The sequence below is a fragment of the Pseudaeromonas pectinilytica genome, assembly GCF_054780855.1.
The window spans coordinates 1-19700 of the sequence record NZ_BAAGVN010000046.1 but is presented as its reverse complement, the minus strand read 5'-3'; the positions used below and the strand labels follow the sequence as shown (position 1 = coordinate 19700).

Genomic DNA, 19700 nt, shown 5'->3' with positions numbered 1-19700 from the left:
GTTGGTATCCATAGCGGGCACCTCAGTCCAGCGAACTTACTGCAAGTATAGATTGCCCCAACACGTAAAGGGAACAGCGCCCTGCGCACGGTCGGCTGGGCCAGCCCGGCCTTCGTGCTGCTGCGCTGTGACTATTGGTAGTAGGTTGGCTGAGTTGAGCGAAGCCCAACGTTTACCGCGTGAAGGGTGCTGCCCGCATCGTCGCCGGGAACGACTTGTTCCGTTTCCGCCTTGCAGACATTGGCGTTCTGTTCACCTCCGGCGAACGGCGGCGGGCCAAGGGGGAAAAGGCCTCCCCCTTGGCAATCCCGGGCCCTTGGCGTATGCCGACTGTCGGGAAGGCCCCGGGCTGCGGAATGTCTTTCACCGGCCGGGAGCCACACGCCATCCCTGGCGTGACGCTCCCTCTTGCGGTCATCCTGACCGCGAACCGGCTGCAGCCACCCCTCCGCCCGGCCCGACAGACGGCTTCAAGTTTTGGCGGTGGGGGATGGTTAAAAGCGGAAAGCCAGAGACTCAAGACTGAAGACTTGAAAGGTCAGAGCCGAAAGCCAGAGACTTTAGATTGTGGTTTGAAAGCTCAAAGGCGAAAGCCGGAGACTCAAGATTGCAGTTTTGAAAGCTTAAAACAAAGGTGAAGGTTTGAATGCTTCACGCTGCGTGTTGTTATGGCGGGATGGGTTAGAGGTTGGCTTGGAGTTCGCGGCGGATTTGCATCAGGATTTGGCCGGTCATATTGGTGCCGTGGCCATCGACGCCGGGGCCCCAGAAGGAGTCGGCGGCGGAGTGGTCGGAGAGTGGGTGTCGGCTGAGTTTAAGGATATGGGCTAATTCCGGGTGCTGGGCAAAGCGCGCCCGGATCGCGGTTTCCATCACTGACACTTTGATGGTTTCCCAATCGTCGCGGATTTTAAAGCGCCGGGTTTGTCCCAACGAGGCACAGCGAAATGGATTCGGGCACTCCTGAATGCGCTGGATGATCTCGGCATCGGTGAATTTGGCGGCCTGAAAATACTGCTCCGCCGAATGCCAGGTAAAACCAGCCAGCGTAAATGGGATCAACGCCAGATTGGAATAAATATCCTCATCCATCATAGAGGCCTAGTATTGCGGCATTCTTCGTCTTCATATCTTAAATCTATATTTGTTAAATAGTTATATTAAGCGGAATTGTTACATTATTCGAAATAATATTTCCGCATTTTGTTGTGGGGAATTGTTAAAAAACTCCCGCTAATCAATTCCTTGGATTATTTCCGGCAGGTGCAACCTGAATGATCGAGGGAGCGGTGCCCCTCTATCCAAGTGCAAGCCTCAATCGAGATCGATCAGGACTCTTTCGCTACTCCAGCGATTAAATCGACGATCGCCATGGCTACCGCCCCTGGCTTACGGCTGCCACAGTGCCTGGAACGTCGCGGGGGCTGTTAATCTCGGCAATAACCTTGAGTTATTTGAGTTTTTAAACTACCGCACTTTGCGCGGCGGGGAAAATGGATTCAGATGGGCGGAGTCACATTTTGTTCGTTGCCCACGGTTTTCGGCAGCAATCGGGCGTTGGCACCGACCAGAGCTTTGCTTTTAAGCATGAAACCAACACAACAGTTCAAGCCGTCTGTCGGGCCGCGGGGAGGGGTGAGCGAAGGCGGTGCGCGGTCAGGATGACCGCAAAAGGGAGCGTCACGCCATGGATGGCGTGTGGCTCCCAGCCGGTGGAGAGAATCCCGGTGTGCGGGGCCTTCCCGACAGTCGGCATACACCCGGGCCCGCCGCCGTTCGCCGGAGGTGAACAGAACGGCAATGTCTGCAAGGCGGAAACGGATCAAGTCGTTCCCGCCGACGATGCGGGCGACATCTTCGCATCCTTCACGCGGAACACGTTGGGCTTCGCCCAACTCAGCCCAACCGACTACCAATTGCCGATCCGCTATCAGCCAGGCGCCGCTGGTCGGGCCGAGGGGGGAACGCGGCCGTCGCAATGGCCGAGCGGATCAGCCGGTGCCGCTGATGGGCGCCATGACCAGCTCAGGGTCATAAAATCAGGGTCATAAAAAAACAAAACCGGCTCCCAAGGGAGCCGGTCTGATCCAGCAAATCGTGCCAACGATAAAAACCCGGTTACAGCATATATTCCGGCGGCGCACTCTCGCCATCCGGCCGCGGTGAGGCCAGGATCTTGTCGATGCGCTTCTCATCCATATCCACCACCTCAAAGCGCCAGCCCAGCCAGTCGGCGTAATCGCCGGTGCTCGGCACGCGGCCCAGCAACAGCATCACCATGCCGCTGAGGGTGTGGTAACGGCCCTTGTCCTCTTCCGGCACCGTCTTGAGCGCCAGCCGATCCTTCATCTCGAGGATCGGGATGGCGCCATCCAGCAGCCAGGAGCCATCTTCGCGCTGGATGGCCCAGGCATCTTCGGCATTGCTCGGCGTGAACTCGCCGGTGACGGCTTCCAGCACATCCTGCAGGGTGACGATACCCTCGATTTCGCCGTATTCGTCGATCACAAACGCCATCTGCATATTGTTCTGGCGGAACTGCTCCAGCAACTCCATGCCGGTCAGGGTCTCCGGCACATAGATGCAGGGCGACAGATGGGCGGTGAAGTTCGGGGTTTCGCCACGCACGATCGCCGACAATGCCTGCTTGGCATGCATGACGCCGAGCAGGTTATTCAGCCCGCCTTCGCAGACCGGGAAGCGCGAGTGTTCGGAGTCGATCAAGCGGGTCAGGTTCTCTTCCGTCGGATGCAGGATGTCGAGGTAGACCACATCGGAGCGCGGGATCATCAAGGAGCCCAGTTGCCGGTCATCCAGCCGGAATACGTTGCGCACCATATCGTGCTCATTCTGCTCGATGATGCCGGCTTCCGAGCCCTCTTCCAGCATGGCGTGGATCTCCTCTTCGGTGACCCGGGACTGGCCATCCTGGCGCACGCCCATCAAGCGCAGTAAGCCATGGGTGGAGAGGCTCAGCAGCAGCACGAACGGACGGGTGAGCAGGGCCAGCACCTGCATCGGTCGGGCGACCAGACGGGCGATGGGCTCGGGATTGATCTGGCCAATCCGCTTGGGCACCAGCTCGCCGACCACGATGGAGACATAGGTGACGACCACGACGATAGTGGCGGTAGCGCTGATATTGGCGGTCGCGGTGGCCACACCGAAAGATTGCAGCCATAACGAGAACGGCGCGGCCAGCACGGCTTCACCGACAATCCCGTTCAGGATGCCGATGGAGGTGATACCAATCTGGATGGTGGAGAGGAACTTGGTCGGATCTTCGCCCAGTTTTAACGCCACCCGGGCGGCGTGATCCCCATCCAAGGCCAACTTCATCAAGCGGGCTTTCTTCGCGGTCACCAAGGCGATTTCTGACATCGCGAACAGGCCATTGAGTAACACGAGTCCTAACAGGATCAGGATTTCCATTGTCTGTCTCCATCAACAGGCTGGCAACGGAGGGGCATAGCGCGAGTGCCGGATGGGCAAGAACAAAGGGCAGAGCAGGATAACAACCGGGTATGAGTCAGATTCGGGGTGTAACAGGCAGAACTAGCGTCGAAGAGTCGACAACTGGGTATGTCCATAGATAGATAGAGCCGGGTTGACCCGGATACGCCTCTGGTAACTTAGGGAAGCAAATCGTACAAGTGGGCCCCCCAGCTGTCAAATCCTTACCCCGCCCGCACCAATCGAGCCAAATCGGCAGGCGACAAGAGCAGCCCCACCAAGCCTCTCCCTTGAAAAGGGTGAGGAGCAAAGCATCGCGAGCTTCGCTTGCTCCTACACGCCATTCTGCAGATAGCCTCTATTTGCATGATCATTCGCATGAGCCGCCGCTTTTGACTTACACATAGAAGTTAGCCGCCGTCTGTCGGGCCGTGGGGAGGGATGAACTCAGCCGGTGCGCGGTCAGGATGACCGCACAAGGGAGCGTCACGCCAGGGATGGCGTGTGGCTCCCGGCCGGTGAAGAGAATCCCGGAACATGGGGCTTTCCCGACAGTCGGCATAAACCAGCCGCAGGATTGTTAAGGACCGCGGCTTCGGTCCTTAACCCGCCCCCGCCAACGGCAGGTTGGCAAATCGCTCAAGCCGACCAGGGCGGAACCGGCCCCGCCGTATCCGACAGACGGCGGAACCGCTCCAGCCGCATTCAGAATCGAGATTCGAAGTCCGACATGAAAGAGGCAAGGGGCAGGAGGCGATCCTCGCCGGCCATAGGCCACAGGTCATGGGGCTATGGCCCAATAGCCCCTAAACCCGAGGTCCCAGATGATACACCTTCTCCGCCAGCAGACTGGCGGGCAGGCCTGGATACTCAGGATCCAGCTTCAGACAGGTGTGACCAAACCATAGCGCGATGGCGAACCGGCTCTGATAGAGCGCCAGCACCTCGGGATCCGGGCTGTGCTCGGCGTCAGCCGGGCCGGCATCGGCCTGATCCGTCGCGGCCCGAGCCACCTCAGCCATGGCGGCCGGTTCGTCAGCGGATTCCGTGGTCAGCAACAACATCTGCCCCCCCACAGCCAGCAAGGAGCTCAACTGCCGTACATAGTGACCGCGACTGGCGGCGGGCAGGGCTGTGAGGGCCGCGCAGTCATAGACAGCGGCGACATCGCCCAGATCCTCGCGGCGCAGGTCAAACAGATCGCCACACCACAGCTCCAGCGTGCCCGCCCAGTAGCGCTGGAAGCGGCCCAGGCGCTGGCGCTGCGGCTGCAGTCCGCGCTCGGCAAAGTAGGCGGCAATGGCGATATGGCTGAGCTCCACGCCGATCACTCGATGGCCCTGCTGGTGCAGCCAGCCCAGATCCAGACTCTTGCCACACAGGGGCACCAGCACAGTGGCGCCCTCCGGCAGGGCCAGCCGGGGCCAGAAACGGATCAGGTGGGGATGGATCTGGGGCTGATGAAAGGCGATATCGTCGGCCTTCCACTTGGCTTTCCAACGCTGGTTACTCATGGCGACTCCCGGGTTTATGCACCAGGTTCGGATCCGCCGCCAGCGAATGCACCATCAGGACATAGGGTTGAAGCAGATAACAAAGAAGACAGCTGCCGGGTTAATCGGCCCCTGCCGAAGGGATATAAGAAACTATGTGATTCCCGAAGCTAGCACGGCAGCGGGCGCGGGCCTATCAAATAATCACCGAGCAGGCTCGAGTGGGGCGCTTGGCTGTTACCTTATTCTGCGCCGGGTAACGAAGCGTAACCGGCCAGCTAGGGCCATCACAGATCGGGGTTTTGCAATTGCAACCGGTTGCGCTGAGTGGATAGTCTAGCGGCTTCTATCGAGCAGTCCCGAGGAGTCGACATGCGGATATCCAGTATTGAGTGCGGCCGGATGGTGGCCATCATAGCCGTGATGATGATCCATATCTCGCCCTTTGCGAACCCCTTTGATCCCACGGTCTGGAATTGGACCGTCGATATCTATGTGGCCGGGTTCCTCAACCAGATCACCCGCTTTGCGGTGCCGTTTTTCTTTCTCTGCTCCGGCTATTTTTTGCAGCCCAAGCTGAGCGCTGGGGCGCCGCTTAAGGTGGCGTTGCGTTATTGCCGTCCGCTGCTGGTGCTGTGGCTGGTGTGGAGCGCCCTGTATGCGGTGATCCCCTTCGATCCGATCGGGGCCTGGCAGTTCGGCTATCTGGAGTCCATGGCCTTCCAGTGGCAGATGCTGCTGGCGGACCCGCTGAACCAGTGGTGGGTCGGCGGCATGGTCCATCTGTGGTTCCTGCCGGCGCTGATGCTGGCGGTGCTGATCCTGGCGCTGTGCCAGCAGGTGCGCCGTCCGGGTCTGGCGTTGGCGCTGGGGGCGACCCTCTATCTGCTGGCCCTGCTCGGTGGCTCCTATGGCAAGCCCGTTCTGGGCGCCGAGTGGGCGGTGATGACGCGCAACGGTCCCTTCTTCTCCCTGCTGTTTGTGGCGCTGGGCTTTATGATCCGTCAGCACCACTGGCGCTTGAGCTCGGCCCTGGCGCTGCGTTTGCTGGTCGTTGGTATGCTGGGTTATCTGCTGGAAGGCTTGCTGTTGAAGCAGCTGTGGGAGATACCGTTTGGTCGTCATGACTTCCTGCTCTCCAGCGTGCCCTGGGCGCTCGGTCTGTTCTGCTGGTTGCTGGCCAACCCCGACCTGGGGCGGGGTAGCTGGCTGGAGCGGCAGGCCCGCAAGGTGTTGGGGCTCTATTGCCTGCATATGCTGCTGGTGATCTGGTTGTTTCCGCTGAGCAGCAAATGGATGTCGCCGGGCTGGGAGCTCATCAAACCCCTGGTGGTGCTGGCCTGCTCACTGGCGCTGTATGGGCTGCTGGCGCGGTTGCCGCTGGCAGGAGTGCTGCTACGCGGTCAGTGGGCATCCCAAGGTGCGGCGCCACGGGGGGCGTTGTCTGCGGGCCAAGCGCGATGAAGCTATGTCGCGATGACCAGCCTGCGCGTGACAGGTGCGGCGATAGGAAGAGATAAAAAGCTATATGCCAGTTACCTGTTGTCGATCAAGAGGGATGGAGTCTGGACGAAAAGCAGACCGTTGGCGGCAGGGATGCCGCCGCCGAGCCTACACGGATGTATTCATGGCGTGTCTGTGTTCGTCCTGACTCCTGACTCTTGGCTCTTGGCTCCGAAATAGCGGCTTGATGCCGGTTTTTGATCCGGGCAACGCATAACTGAGACAGAGCCAAAAAAACGGGCCGATGCGGCCCGTTTTGTTTTTTTGCGGTTCAATGCTGACCCGATAAAGCAGGGATACTCCCTGCATTTCTGTTCAGTGAATGGAAGGGGCCTGTACGCCCGTTCCATCCTTTCAGGTTACTGCCGAGGCTCAGCCCTTAAAGTTGGTATCGCGCCAGCCCTGAATATTGACGTCCACCTGGCTGCTGTCATCGACAAACAGGAAGATGCGATTGCCGGTCCAGTTACCATCGGCATCGGTCTCGCTGCTGTCCCAGCCACCGCGGAAGAACTTGTATTCCAGACGGGTGCCACGCGGACGAGTGACGCGGATATGGAAGGTGCTGGCATCCACCCGCTCCAGGGTCGTGTCGGCATCGACCGTGATGGTGGTCGGATCCCAGCCGTCATCGGAGTTGGGCATATAGAGCTGGGCGCCATCGGGAGTATTGCTCGGCACATGCACCTGGATATCCAGCGTCACGTCGCTGGTATCCATGGCATCGTCCGGAATGTTACCCAGCTCGACGGCCGCCGCCTGGCCCTTGGTTCTGAGGATCACACTGCCATAGGCGGGAATGGTCAGGGTATCGCCATCCTGATACGTCGTGTTGCCGAGCAGCTCTGTGGTGGCGCCTGTGATAGGCAGTGCCAGCTCCTGATCCGCTAACCGGTTATGCACCACCAGCAGGTTGTAGTCGGCATCGGCGGCGGTGATCTGGTAGCCATAACTGCCGGCCGGGGTACCGACCCGCTGATACTGGCCGGTGAACAGGATACTGTTGCTCTTGCGGATCTGGATCAGCTGCTTGTAGAGCTCATACAGGGAGCCGGGTTGGCCTTGCTGCTCCTCCAACGAGATGCCGTCATTGGGCAACAGGTTCTTGGCCTCGGCGCCATACACGGCTTGGGTCATCCGGGTCATGCCGATGCCATCGCCCGGGGCGTACCAGTCGAAGGGCTCGCGCTTGTGCGGATCGGCCTGCAGATCGTGGCCACCACGCATGCCGATCTCGTCACCGTAATAGATAAACGGCGTGCCGGGCAGGGTCATCTGCAGCATGACGGCGCGACGGATCTTGCTGTCGATAAAGTTCAGCTCCGAGGCGATGCGGTTACGGTCGTGGTTGCCGATGACGGTCGCATCCACATAGTCCGGGTTCACCGCGGCGTAGCGTTCGCGGGTCGGATTGACCAGCGCCAGCAGATCCTTGGGCAGACCGGCGGCCGCGGTGACCAGCTCGTTATACAGCGGGAAGTTAAAGGCCGAGGTCATGCCCGCCAGGAAGGGGGCAATATTGGTGTTGCCATCCAGGCTGTCGTAGTTCACTTCGCCGACCACAAAGGCATCGGCCTTCATCAATTTGACGTGGGTATCGAACTCCTGCCACCAGGCGACGGAGTAGGCATCATCGCCGTCGCCAATATCCTGCGCCACATCCAGGCGGAAGCCATCCACCCCGGCGGCCAGCCAGAAGTCGGCGACCTTCAGTACCTCGTTGCGCACCGCCGGCTCCTGATAGTTCAGATCGGGCAAGCCGCTCTGCGGGCCGAAGGAGTAGTAGCAGTATTTGCCGGGCGCCACTTCGCCCCAGTTACCGTCGATGGCGGTATCCCCGCAGCGGTAGAAGTTCTGGTAGGCGGCATCACCGGCCAGCATGCCCTGAAACCAAGGGTGCTGCTCGGAAGTATGGTTGACCACCAGATCCGGGATCACCTTGATGTGGCGCTTGTGGGCCTCGGCGATCAGGGTCTTGAAGTCGTCCAGGGTGCCGTAGTCCGGATTGATGCTGGTGTAATCACTCACCGCATAGCCGTGGTAGGTCGGGCTCGGCTGGATGGGCATCAGCCAGAGGGCATCGACCCCCAGTCCGCTCAGATAGTCGAGCTTGGCGGTGACGCCTGCCAGATCCCCGGTGCCATCGCCATCGCTGTCATAGAAGCTGCGCACAAAAATCTCGTACGCCACGCTCTGGTGCCAGTCGGCCTTGGCGACGGGAGTCGGGGTGGAGTTGGTGTCGTTGTTGCAGCCGGTAGCCAGCAACAGACTGGCCAGCAGGGGGCCGGATAGCCAGCCCATAGACCCGTGATGGTCGAGGTTTAACATAGTGAATCCTTATATTGAGAAACTAATTTCCTAAATCTATGAAATTAAATCCATAACTATCAATAAAATAAAAACAGTAAATGTCATATTCGTTGATATATGGGAAAGCGCTTTCTCATTTATTCTCGATCCAGGGACAAAGCTGAGTCAATCGGCAATGCAAAAAGATCCGGGGATCGGGATCGGGATCTCATCCCGTGAGATAAGCGATCTCATCCCGGAATTAGCTATTAGGGAATAGGGCGTAGGGAGTAGAGCTTGGCGTTAGCGCTGGCTGGAGGCTCGAGGGCGCAGCACCAGATTCAGCAGTTGGGATTGAATGCGGTGCTGGGGGTTGTCCAGTTGCTCGAACAGGGCGCGGCTGGCCTGGGCGCCCAGCTCGAACAAATCCAGATCGATGACCGACAGCGCCGGGCTGGTGTGCTCGGCCAGCGGGTAGTTATCGAAGCTGATCACGCCCAGCTCGGGACCAATCCGGATGCCACTGGCCTGGGCCTCGGCCATCAGACCCGCCGCCAGCTGGCTGGTGGCGACGACGATCCCATCCGGACGTTGGGGTTGGCGGACGATCTGCTGCCAGATGGCCTGGCCGTTGGCACTGCTGTTGTCACCGGCATAGAGATCGCTGGCGACGGGTTTCAAGCCCTGCTCGCTTAAGGAGTGGGCAAAGCCCTGGGCCCGCTTGCGGGTGATGGTGTCCTGGGGCTGGGTGCCGACAAACTGCAGCTGGCGATAGCCCTGCTCCAACAGGTGACGGGTCGCGGCCTGACCGGCGTGGCGGTTATCCATATCCACCCAGCTGTGTTTGTCGTGCGGAGTGAGCTGGCCGATCACCACAAACGGCAGCTGTTGCTCACTGAGCAGCTTGATAAGCAGCGGCGCATCCTGGGTGGCGTGCAGGATAAAGCCATCGACCTGACGCTCGGCAATCAGCCGTTTGATGGCACTGCGGTTGTTGGCCAGTTGCATGGCATTGAGCAGGGTCACCGAGTAGCTGTGCTGGGAGCAGAGGCTCTCGATGCCGCAGAGGATCTCGAATACATAGGGGTTGCGAAAGGCGCAGTCGCGCTCCAGCGGCATCAGTATGCCCAAGGTTTCGGTGGTGTTCTTGGCCAGACCCCGGGCGTTGCGACTGGGATGATAGTCCAGGGTCAGCATGGCATTTCGCACCCGCAACTTGGTTTCGGCCGAGATGCGCGGGCTATCACTCATCACCTTGGAGACGGTGGAGATAGCAACCTGGGCGAGACGGGCGACGTCGTGGATGGTGGCGGCCATGCGCGTTGGAGTTCCTGAACATGAGTGGATGGCAGCGAGATGACGGTGCCATGGGAGGCTAAGGCTATCAGAATCTGGCTATGCTCTGCCAGCCTCGCTGCGAGGCCGGGATATTAATCGGCGATGCAGAGCGAGCCCTGAGCCAGGTGATTCGCCATCTGGGGGCTGATCTTGCTGGTACGTTTGTGTTCATACATGCGGTGGTCGGCGAGCATGAAAGTATCGGCCAGCAGATGAGTGGCATCGGGGCGCCAGGCCAGACCGATGGCGGCCAGCGGGCCGGGTGGTAAGGGCGCCTCTTGGAACTGGCTCATCTCCTGATTCAGATGTTGCAACAGATCCCGCTCCAGCTGGTGGGCGTGGGTTTCATCCACGTTCTGCACCACAGCCAAGAACTCATCACCGCCCATCCGGAATAGCAGGGTCTGGGGCGGCAGACTCTGGCGCAGGAGTTTGGAAAACTGGATCAGCAGTTGATCCCCGGCCAGATGGCCATACTGGTCGTTGATGAATTTCAGGTTATTCAGGTCAATCACCATCCAGGCCTGAGGATGACGGCAGTGACGCAGTTCATTTTCCGCCTGGTTGTAGCTCAAGCGGTTGTCCAGTCCGGTCAGCGGGTCGGTATAGAGCAGCTGTTGCCGCTCCTTGAGTAGCGCGTTAGCGGCGCGCTGGGCTATGTAGCGACGGGTCAGCAGGAATGCCAGCACCAGACAGACCAGCAGGGCTATGCCCAGGATGGAGGAGAGGATCACCAGCAGGCGAATGCGCTGGGCCTGCAAATCCGGCACGCTGTTGAGGCCTTGCACCCGCATCTGCTCCGCATCGATCTGACGCAACGTCTTGTTGATGATGCTGACCAGCTCCGGGTAGTGACGGTTGACCCCCAGATAGAAGAAGGAGTCGGCGGCGGTACTGCCCTTTTTCTCCAGCTCCTGATAACCAAGACCATGCCGGTAATAATCCAGCACCGTCGGATTCTCGATCAGGTAGTCCACGGCGCCACTATCCAGTAGCTCCAGGGATTGGGTGAGGTTCTGGGTGGTGACGATCTCGACATGGCGCAAGTTCCGCCGCAGGTACTCCTTGTGCCAGAAGCCGTCGATCACCGCAACGCGCTTGTTCTCCAGGCCGTAGACGTCCTGCACATAGGGGTGATTGCGGTGGCCCAGAATGATATCGCGCTCTTTGAAATAGGGGGCAGTGAAGAGAAACTGCTTCATCCGCTCCGGCGTCTTGGCCATGTTGAGCAGATCCAGTTTTCCTTGCTGCATCTGCTGATACAGGCTGTTGAAGTCCCCTTGTACCAGCCGGACTTGCAAGCCGGTCAAGGCTTGCACCTGCTGGATAAAGGCGCCGGTAATGCCGCGATACTGGCCCTCTGCCTCATATTCAAACGGTAGGTAATCGGTGGCGACACCGATGCGCACCACAGGTTTTTGTTCCAGCCAACTCTGTTCGTGGGCGGTCAATTCCAGAATTTTCCGGTTATAGAGCTGGTTATTTTTTTCCAGCATCCGGGTCAGTGCCTGATGCTCGCTGGCGATCACCTTATCCAGAATGCGGGCCAGTTGTTCATCGGCCAGACGGGTGGCGAGCGTCATATCGGAGCTGATGCCGTTGAGCGTGGCTACTTCAATCAGATTGGTATGATGGCGCAGATAGAGCGGGGTTTGATTGCCGCTGCTGGTGACCACGCCATCGATATGATGCTGGCTGAGGGCGGCAAAGGCATCCTCCAATGTGGTGAAGGTGCGGCTTTGGTAGGCGATATGGGGGTAGTTTTCCGGAAACAGGTTGAACACCACATCGTCGGTGAGAAAGCCGATCTGGCGCTGATGCAGATCGCCCAAGTTGCGGATCTGGCTGTCGCGGTTGGCAAACACCACATAGGGGTAGCGTTGGATCGGGCGGGTGAACGCCATAAACTGTTTGCGCTGCGGCGTTTCATTGGCCCCGAGCAGGATATCGATCTGGCCGCTGAGGAAGCGATTGTAGACATCGCTCCAGGCCTGCACTTGAACCACAGTGATGTGCAGGTCGAGCCGTTGTTCCAGTAGCGTCACCAGCTCCTGAACATAGCCGCGCGGTTTGCCGGCATAGTCAAACTGCTCGATGCTGGGTGTTTCACTCAGGCCCAGTGTCAGCGTCTTGCCGCTATGGGCGCGCAACCATTGCTGCTCCTGGGCGGTAAACTCCACGGCCATGGCCGATGAGCCGAGCAGCAGGCATAACCACCAGCAGATGTGGAGTATGTGGAAGCGCAAATGTGTCGTCATCCTGCGGGGGGATCCTCAATCCGTGTCGCCCGTGTGAGTTATCGATTCACCCAAGCGCCACTCGGAGCTTTATGGTTACGATTTCAACACTCACGATAGATCCATATCACAAAAATGTGAACACAGGATTAACAACTCGTCACAGAAAATGAGGGCTATGACTCATTTGTAAGCGGTTTCTTCTGCAAAATCATTCGATGGCATTTGAATCCTCTTTGCTGCACCCGATCGGGATCGCGGCGCCGTTACTTCAGCAGCAAAAAGCCAAACAGCAGCACCCCGAGTAAGCCGACCAGAATGTTCAGGCCGCTGCTAAATTGCGGCCGGTAACCGTCGGGGATCTCTTCGGCGGCCAAGTGGTTGAGCACTTTGGTATATTGCCAACTGGAGGAGAAGGCGGTGAGGGTGCCGAGGAAGACAAACGCCAAGCCCAGGATCAGGGACAATTGCGACTCGGCCGGTGTGATGCGATCCGGTGCCATGATCTGCACATACAGAGCAAAGCGTTCGATGACAAAGCCGAACCCCATCAGGGCCAGACTGGTTCGATTCCAGGCCAGCAGGGTGCGTTCGGCGGCAAACAGGACACGCGGGTCTTGCAGGTAGCCCATGGCTCATTCCAACGGTGGGGTGTGGCAGCAGCTTTATGGAAACTGCGGTTCGGGTCAAGGAGGATAACTTAGGCTCTATCCTGATTAGCTGTTGGGAATGAAGAGGGATTGACTCTGGACGAAAAGCAGACCGTTGGCGGCAGGGATGCCGCCATCGAGTCTACACGGATGTATTTACGACGTGTCTGCGGCTCGTACAGACTGCAGTCACACCTGAGCAGTAGTTCTCAACACATAACTGGTAGATAGCCAGAACTTAGGATGACGGCCAACAGCCCCGGCGTCGAAGATCCGGGGCTGTTGGAGCGGGCTCGTACCTAAACCTGCAGATAATCCAGGATCCCGGATGCTGCACCACGTCCTTCGGCAATGGCGGTCACCACCAGATCCGAGCCCCGCACCGCATCACCACCGGCAAACACCCGGGGATTGCTGGTCTGGTATGGATAGCTCTGCTGGGCGCTGGCCTGGATCCGGCCGCGGGCATCCAGGGCTACCTCGGCATCCTGCAACCACTCCGGCGGGTTGGGTTTAAAACCGAACGCCAGGATCACCGCATCGGCGGGGAGCAGGGTTTCACTGCCGGGGATCGTTTCCGGAGCGCGGCGACCCTGAGCATCGGGTTCGCCCAGTTGGGTTTTCACCATCTGCACGCCCTGTACACGCCCTTGAGCGCCCAGCACCATGCCCAATGGCTGCATGTTCCATAAAAAGCGCACGCCCTCTTCCTTGGCATTTTGCACTTCGCGCCGCGAGCCTGGCATGTTCTCTTCATCCCGCCGATAGGCGCAATACACCTCGGTGGCACCCTGGCGCACCGCGGTACGCACACAATCCATGGCCGTATCGCCACCGCCCAGCACCACCACTCGTTTCCCGGCCAGGTCGATGTAGTCGCTCGCCGACTTCTCGACTCCGAGCAGGCGGTTGGTATTGGCGATCAGATAGGGTAGGGCGGCGTGTACGCCGGGGGCATCCTCATGTTCCAGGTTGCCGCTGAGGAAGCCATAGGTGCCGATACCGACAAACACCGCATCGTAGTCGGCGAGCAGATCGGCAAACGCTATGTCGCTGCCGATCTGGGTGTCGAGACGAAACTCGATGCCCATCTCCTCGAAGATATCCCGTCGTCGCTGCATCACTTGCTTGTCGAGCTTGAACGACGGGATGCCGAAGGTGAGCAGGCCGTCGATTTCCGGATGGCGATCAAACACCACAGGTTTGACGCCGTTGCGTACCAGCACATCGGCACAGGCCAGGCCGGCTGGACCTGCCCCGACGATGGCGACTCGCTTGTCACTCCACTCCACGGTGGACATATCCGGCCGCCAGCCCATCTCGAAGGCGCGATCGGTGATGTATTTTTCCACATTGCCGATGGTGACGGCGCCGAACTCGTCGTTCAGGGTGCAGGAGCCTTCACACAGACGATCCTGCGGACAGACCCGGCCGCAGACCTCCGGCAGACTATTGGTCTGATGGGCCAGCTCGGCGGCTTCGAGAATGCGTCCCTCCTGGGCCAGTTTCAGCCAGTTGGGGATGTAGTTGTGCACCGGACACTTCCACTCGCAATAGGGGTTGCCGCACTCCAGACAGCGATCGGCCTGCATCTTGGCCTGCGCTTCGGTAAAGGGCTCGTAGATCTCGATAAACTCCTGTTTACGGACACCGATCGGCTTCTTTGGCGGATCAATCCGCCGGACGTCGATAAACTGGAACACATGTTGTTGGCTCATGGGGGCATCCTTGTCTTATTGCGCCTGCACGCGCAGCTCTGCCACGCTGCGGGCGGTATGGCCGAGCAGGGCCTTCACATCGCTGGACTTGGGTTTGACCAGCCGGAAGCGTGGCAAATAGTGACCAAAGTCGGCCAGAATGGCCTCGGCCCTGGTGCTACCGGTCTCCTGCAGATGCTGGGTGATGATGCCGCGCAGATGCTCGGCGTGAATGGCAAACTCCTGCACATTCAGCAGATCCACCTGCTCGTGGTTGGTCTTCTTGTCAAAGTTACCCTGCTCATCCAGTACATAGGCAAAGCCACCGGTCATGCCAGCCGCAAAGTTGACGCCGGTTGCTCCCAGTATGGTGACGATGCCGCCCGTCATATATTCACAGCCATTGTCTCCGACCCCTTCGACCACGGCATGGGCCCCGGAATTGCGCACCGCGAACCGCTCACCGGCCTGGCCGGCTGCATAGAGCTGGCCACCGGTGGCACCATACAGACAGGTATTGCCGACTATGGTGGCCTGATGAGATTTAAAGCTGACGCCGACATGGGGGCGGATCACCAGCTTGCCGCCGGTCATGCCCTTGCCCACATAGTCATTGGCATCCCCGGTGAGGATGAGCTGCAGGCCACCAGCATTCCAGACCCCGAAGCTCTGCCCGGCGGTGCCGTCAAAGTAGAGGGTCAAGGGATCCGAGGCCATGCCCTGATTGCCATGCAAGCGGGCTATGGTGCCGGAGAGCAGGGCGCCCACCGAGCGGTCTGTGTTGCGGATGCTGTAGTGGTAGTCGCCCCCTTGTTTGTCTCGCAGAACCGGCTCCAGCTCCTGCAGCAGTTGCAGATTGAGATCGCCCTTGTCGAAACTGGGGTTCTCCTGCTGGCAGAACAGCGGCAAGCCCTGGGGGGAGTGCGGCGTGGCCAGCACAGCACCCAGATCCAGACGCCCCTGACGAGCGGTCAAACCGGGCAGCTGCTGCAACAGATCGGTGCGGCCAATGAGATCGGTCAGCTGGCGGACGCCGAGTTGCGCCAACAGCTCCCGGGTCTCGCGGGTCAGGAAGCGGAAGTAGTTCATCACCAGTTCGGCGTCGCCGCGGTAGTGATCCTTGCGCAGCTTTTCATCCTGGGTGGCAATGCCGGTGGCACAGTTGTTCAGATGACAGATGCGCAGATATTTACAGCCGAGCGCCACCATGGGGCCAGTGCCGAAGCCGAAGCTCTCGGCGCCGAGAATGGCGGCCTTGATGATATCCAGCCCGGTTTTCAGACCACCATCCACCTGCAGCCGCACCTTGTGCCGCAGGCCGTTGGCGACCAGCGCCTGCTGGGTCTCGGCCAGGCCCAGCTCCCAGGGGGAGCCGGCATACTTGACCGAGGTGATGGGACTGGCGCCCGTGCCGCCGTCGTAACCGGAGATGGTGATGAGATCGGCATAGGCCTTGGCCACCCCGGTGGCAATGGTGCCGACCCCGGGCTCGGAGACCAGCTTCACCGACACCAGGCAGTGCGGATTGACCTGCTTGATATCGAAGATCAGCTGGGCCAGATCCTCGATAGAGTAGATGTCATGATGGGGCGGCGGAGATATCAGCGTCACACCGGGTACCGAGTAGCGCAGCTTGGCGATCTGGACCGTGACCTTGTCGCCGGGCAACTGGCCACCTTCACCGGGCTTGGCGCCTTGAGCGATCTTGATCTGGATGACATCGGCATTCACCAGATAGTGGGGCGTCACGCCAAAGCGTCCGGAGGCGACCTGCTTGATGCGGGAATTGCGCTCTGTGCCATAGCGGGCCGGATCCTCACCGCCTTCACCGGAGTTACTGCGGCCGCCGAGGCGGTTCATGGCCACGGCCAGGGCTTCGTGAGCCTCGGGGCCGAGGGCACCAATCGACATGGCCGCGGTATCGAAGCGGCGATAGAAGTTGGCCTCGGGTTCGACCTCGCTTAAGGGGATGGCCGCTGCAGCCGGTTGCACGGTTAGCAGATCCCGCAGGGTGGCCACCGGTCGCTCATTGACCAGACGGGCAAAGCGCTGGTACTCGGCGTAATCGCCGCTCTTCACCGCGGCTTGCAGGCTCTGCACCACATCCGGATTGAAGCAGTGATACTCGCCATCGTGGACATATTTGAGTAGACCGCCGTGGGGCAGGGCCTTGCGCTTGAGCCAAGCCTGATGGGCCAGTTGCTGCAGATCCTGCTGGAAGTCGGCAAAGTTGGCGCCACCAATCCGGCTGGCGACGCCCTGGAAGCAGAGATCCACCACCTCCGTACCGATGCCGATGGCCTCAAACAGCTGGGTGCAGCGATAGCTGGCGATGGTGCTGATGCCCATCTTCGACATCACCTTGTAGAGCCCTTTTTCGATGCCAGTCCGATAGTTCTTCAACACCTGACGCAGGGTCAGCGGCAGGGTGCCGTCATCGACCATCTTGGCCAGGGATTCATAGGCCAGGTAGGGGTAAATCGCCGTAGCGCCGAAACCGAGCAGCACCGCGAAGTGGTGGGGATCGCGGGCGGTGGCGGTCTCGACAATCAGGTTGCAGTCGCAGCGCAGATCCGCCTCGACCAGAGTGCGTTGCAGGGCACCGACGGCCATGGCTGCCGGGATCGGCAAACGCTCCGGCGCTATCTGCCGATCGGAGAGCACCAGCAGCACGGCCCCGGCACGGGCAGCGGTTTTGGCCTCTTCGCACAAGCGCAGCAACGCCTGCTCCAAGCCTTGGTCCGGACTAAAACTCATGCTCAGACGGGCGTGGCGGTAGTGGGAATCATCAAGCTCCAGCAACTGGTGAAAGTCGGAGTAGAGCAGGATGGGCGAAGCAAACTGCACCCGATGGGCATGGCCATAGGTTTCGTTGAACACGTTCTGTTCGCGGCCGATACAGGTGGCCAGCGACATGACGTGATTTTCCCGCAGCGGATCGATGGGCGGATTGGTGACCTGGGCAAACATCTGGCGGAAGTAGTCGTAGAGTGAACGGGGCTTGCCGGAGAGCACCGCCATCGGCGTGTCATCCCCCATGGAGCCCACGGCTTCCTGACCATTTTCACCCAACACCCGCAGCACCTGATCCAGCTCTTCATAGCTGTAACCAAACTGCTTCTGATAGCAGTGCAGCAGATCGTCTTTCAGCTCGCGGCGACCTATCTTGTCATCCGGGATCGCCTCGAAGCTGACCAGATGACGGCGATGTTGCTCCATCCACTGCCGATACGGGTGACGATGCTTGAGATCGTCATCGATCTCGAAACTGGTCCAGACCTTGGCGGTGTAGGTATCGACCACAAATAGCTCGCCAGGGCCGACGCGACCTTTTTCCACCACTTCATCCGGGGTGTAATCCCAGATCCCGACTTCCGAGGCCAGGGTGATGAATTTATCCTTGGTCACCACATAGCGGGCGGGACGCAGGCCGTTGCGATCCAGGGCGCAGGCGGCAAAGCGGCCATCGGACATCACCAGACCTGCCGGGCCATCCCAAGGCTCCATATGCATGGAGTTGAAGTCATAGAAGGCACGCAGTTCATCATCCATGGCGGGATGTTTCTGCCAGGCGGGCGGTACCAGCAGGCGCACGGCGCGGAACAAGTCCAGCCCTCCGGCCAGGAACAGCTCCAGCATATTATCCAGACTCGAAGAGTCGGAGCCGCTGTTGTTGACGAAGGGGGCGGCGGATTGCAGATCCGGCAGCAGCGGCGAGCTGAATTTGTAAGCGCGGGCCCGGGCCCACTGCCGGTTGCCGTTGATGGTATTGATCTCGCCGTTGTGGGCAAGGAAGCGGAACGGTTGGGCCAGCGGCCAGCGCGGCTGGGTGTTGGTGGAGAAACGCTGGTGGAAGACGCAGATCGCCGATTGCAGACGGATATCCGCCAGATCCAGATAGAGGCGCGGCAGATCGGCGGCCAGACAGAGCCCTTTGTAGACGATGACCTGATTGGAGAGGCTGGCAATATAGAACTGTTCGTCTTGAATGCGTTTTTCGATGCGGCGCCGGGCGATATACAGCCGGCGATCCAGATCCTTCATCACCCAACCGGGTGGGGCATTGACGAACACCTGCTCGATCCGTGGCAGGGTGGCCAGGGCGATTTCGCCCAGGACCTTGGTATTGATCGGCACATCGCGCCAACCCACCAGGGTGAGGGTCTCTTTTTCCAGCTCTTCGGTGACGATGCGACGACTGGCTTCGGCCAAGATCGGATCCGGATTGAGAAACAGCATGCCGACCGCGTATTTGCGGCCTAGATTCCAGCCCTTCTCTTCGGCAACGGCGCGGAAGAAGCTATCGGGCTTTTGTAACAACAAGCCACAGCCGTCACCGGTCTTGCCATCGGCGGCGATGCCCCCCCGGTGTTGCATGCGGGCGAGGCCAGAAATGGCCAGCCGAATCAACTTGTGGCTGGCGGCGCCCTCGGTATGGGCAATCAACCCAAAGCCACAGTTATCCCGTTCGTGGCGGGGATCATATAACGACATCGCACTCCTCCATTCCCTTTGGCTGCCGATGACCCGGGGGAGAACGGCAGTTATTTCCTTGTGACGGACCGTCCATGTCGAGGTGGGGGGCCGCTTGGTTTACCAAGCTAAAGTGAAGCGCCAGGCAGGTCAATTGTGTACGCCCAGCATGGGCATGAACTGATGGGGTGAAAGTCCCCTGTAGGAAGATCACCCTCGGCACTTNAACATCATACGAGGCGTAGGCTGGAGGCGAGTTGGCACAAGACAACGAAGCCAGGTGATCTAACAGCCACCGTAAATGATGCAGTTGTGCAGAGAAAGCTCATGTTCTTATCTGGGGAGCTCTGCTTATCCCGCGATCGTTCACTTATCCAGCTTGGCCGCTGGTTCAACAGGCCTGGCGTTCAGGCATCATCACCCTGAACGAGCGAACCCGATGGCAAACGGTAGCGCCTGGGCGGGTAACCGCCAAGGTGAATAAGCAGAAGTCATAGATGGTCGCCCCCGGTTTGCCAAGCTCTCAATCGATGACAGTGAGTAAGGTGGAGATTGCAGCCATAGATC

At 59.6% G+C, this 19700-nt stretch carries 10 protein-coding genes; 1 reads left to right on the top strand and 9 read right to left on the bottom strand.

All coding sequences use genetic code 11. From position 1 onward, the window contains the following. Positions 1-681: 681 nt before the first annotated feature. From ACYVG7_RS04260 to ACYVG7_RS04250, 3 genes are all read right to left on the bottom strand, one after another. Positions 682-1095, bottom strand: a complete 414-nt coding sequence (locus ACYVG7_RS04260; RefSeq protein ID WP_460881992.1) for an NADAR family protein — start codon at positions 1093-1095, stop codon at positions 682-684. A gap of 1023 nt (positions 1096-2118) precedes the next feature. Beyond that, positions 2119-3432: a hemolysin family protein gene (locus ACYVG7_RS04255; protein WP_460881991.1), complete on the bottom strand. Its 1314-nt coding sequence runs from the start codon at positions 3430-3432 to the stop codon at positions 2119-2121. A gap of 827 nt (positions 3433-4259) precedes the next feature. Next, positions 4260-4967, bottom strand: a complete 708-nt coding sequence (locus ACYVG7_RS04250; protein ID WP_460881990.1) for a class I SAM-dependent methyltransferase — start codon at positions 4965-4967, stop codon at positions 4260-4262. A 351-nt stretch (positions 4968-5318) separates the two neighbouring features. Here ACYVG7_RS04250 and ACYVG7_RS04245 point away from each other — a divergent pair, with 351 nt between their 5' ends. Beyond that, positions 5319-6410 carry an acyltransferase gene (locus ACYVG7_RS04245; protein WP_460881989.1) on the top strand — a complete coding sequence of 364 codons (1092 nt, stop codon included), beginning with the start codon at positions 5319-5321 and terminating at the stop codon, positions 6408-6410. A gap of 411 nt (positions 6411-6821) precedes the next feature. Here ACYVG7_RS04245 and ACYVG7_RS04240 read toward each other — a convergent pair whose 3' ends face one another. The 6 genes from ACYVG7_RS04240 to gltB form a co-directional block, all read right to left on the bottom strand. Beyond that, positions 6822-8777, bottom strand: a complete 1956-nt coding sequence (locus ACYVG7_RS04240; RefSeq protein WP_460881988.1) for an alpha-amylase family glycosyl hydrolase — start codon at positions 8775-8777, stop codon at positions 6822-6824. A gap of 264 nt (positions 8778-9041) precedes the next feature. Beyond that, entirely contained in the window at positions 9042-10055 is a 1014-nt protein-coding gene (locus ACYVG7_RS04235; protein ID WP_460881987.1) for a LacI family DNA-binding transcriptional regulator, read from the bottom strand. Between the two features lie 113 nt (positions 10056-10168). Then, a complete protein-coding gene (locus ACYVG7_RS04230) occupies positions 10169-12334 on the bottom strand; it encodes a transporter substrate-binding domain-containing diguanylate cyclase (protein WP_460881986.1) in 2166 nt (721 codons plus the stop codon). Between the two features lie 245 nt (positions 12335-12579). Further along, complete coding sequence (locus ACYVG7_RS04225) at positions 12580-12945, bottom strand: YidH family protein (RefSeq protein ID WP_460881985.1); 366 nt, start codon at positions 12943-12945, stop codon at positions 12580-12582. Between the two features lie 317 nt (positions 12946-13262). Next, the gene (locus tag ACYVG7_RS04220; protein WP_460881984.1) at positions 13263-14681 is read right to left on the bottom strand and encodes an FAD-dependent oxidoreductase; all 1419 of its coding nucleotides are present in this window, start codon (positions 14679-14681) and stop codon (positions 13263-13265) included. Between the two features lie 15 nt (positions 14682-14696). After that, positions 14697-19154: a glutamate synthase large subunit gene (gene gltB, locus ACYVG7_RS04215; protein ID WP_460881983.1), complete on the bottom strand. Its 4458-nt coding sequence runs from the start codon at positions 19152-19154 to the stop codon at positions 14697-14699. Positions 19155-19700 lie beyond the last annotated feature (546 nt).

Excerpts from the sequence above, each read along its gene's own strand:
- ACYVG7_RS04260 (WP_460881992.1), bottom strand. The coding sequence starts at position 1,095 with ATGATGGATGAGGATATTTATTCCAATCTGGCGTTGATCCCATTTACG.
- ACYVG7_RS04255 (WP_460881991.1), bottom strand. The coding sequence starts at position 3,432 with ATGGAAATCCTGATCCTGTTAGGACTCGTGTTACTCAATGGCCTGTTC.
- ACYVG7_RS04250 (WP_460881990.1), bottom strand. The coding sequence starts at position 4,967 with ATGAGTAACCAGCGTTGGAAAGCCAAGTGGAAGGCCGACGATATCGCC.
- ACYVG7_RS04245 (WP_460881989.1), top strand. The coding sequence starts at position 5,319 with ATGCGGATATCCAGTATTGAGTGCGGCCGGATGGTGGCCATCATAGCC.
- ACYVG7_RS04240 (WP_460881988.1), bottom strand. The coding sequence starts at position 8,777 with ATGTTAAACCTCGACCATCACGGGTCTATGGGCTGGCTATCCGGCCCC.
- ACYVG7_RS04235 (WP_460881987.1), bottom strand. The coding sequence starts at position 10,055 with ATGGCCGCCACCATCCACGACGTCGCCCGTCTCGCCCAGGTTGCTATC.
- ACYVG7_RS04230 (WP_460881986.1), bottom strand. The coding sequence starts at position 12,334 with ATGACGACACATTTGCGCTTCCACATACTCCACATCTGCTGGTGGTTA.
- ACYVG7_RS04225 (WP_460881985.1), bottom strand. The coding sequence starts at position 12,945 with ATGGGCTACCTGCAAGACCCGCGTGTCCTGTTTGCCGCCGAACGCACC.
- ACYVG7_RS04220 (WP_460881984.1), bottom strand. The coding sequence starts at position 14,681 with ATGAGCCAACAACATGTGTTCCAGTTTATCGACGTCCGGCGGATTGAT.
- gltB (WP_460881983.1), bottom strand. The coding sequence starts at position 19,154 with ATGTCGTTATATGATCCCCGCCACGAACGGGATAACTGTGGCTTTGGG.